Origin of the sequence: Paraburkholderia ginsengiterrae, assembly GCF_001645125.1 — a bacterium.
GTDB classification, from domain to species: domain Bacteria; phylum Pseudomonadota; class Gammaproteobacteria; order Burkholderiales; family Burkholderiaceae; genus Paraburkholderia; species Paraburkholderia ginsengiterrae.
In genome coordinates this window covers 1-525 of sequence record NZ_LXKA01000089.1, presented here as the reverse complement: position 1 = coordinate 525, position 525 = coordinate 1, and the positions used below count along the sequence as shown (strand labels likewise).

Sequence of the window (525 nt, the reverse complement as noted above, 5' to 3'; positions counted from 1 at the left end):
CGCCATCTCCGGTCTCATCGAGGCGAAAACCCGCCGGCTCGACGCTGTGGGCACGTTTCTCGTGGCTATCGCCCCGGCCTTCGGCTGCGGCACGCTGCGCGACGTGCTGCTCGAGCGGCGGCCCTTCTACTGGGTCCAGCATCCGGACTATCTCATCGCTATCTTCGTGATGTCCCTGTTCGCTCCCAATGTGTTGCAGCTGCCCTCGCGCCTTCCCTCCGATCCGCTGCTGCTGCTCGCCGCCGGTCGCGCCTCGCTCACCGGGGCAAGCACCCGCGCCAGCCTGATCCCCGGAGCGGGTCTTCCCCCCGCCGGCCTGGCGGCCATTCACGCCCTGCTGCCCGCGCTCGCCCAACGCTGGTTTCCTTACCGGGCGCCGCTCGCCATGGCGCTTCACTCGTCGGCGCTCGTCGGCTGCCGCGCATTCTGCCCCGTTGCGACGCCCCGTCCTGCCCCCCCCTGCCCCCGCCACCCCCCCCTCGCGCCCTCCTCCTCCTCCTCCTACCTTCTCTCCGCACCACCTGC

1 protein-coding gene is annotated in these 525 nt (G+C 71.2%); it reads left to right on the top strand.

Features of this window, described 5'->3' with window-relative positions; translation table 11 throughout:
- Positions 1 to 525, top strand: a 525-nt coding sequence (locus A6V37_RS41675) for a TRIC cation channel family protein (protein ID WP_208607853.1), incomplete at both ends; no start/stop codon positions are given.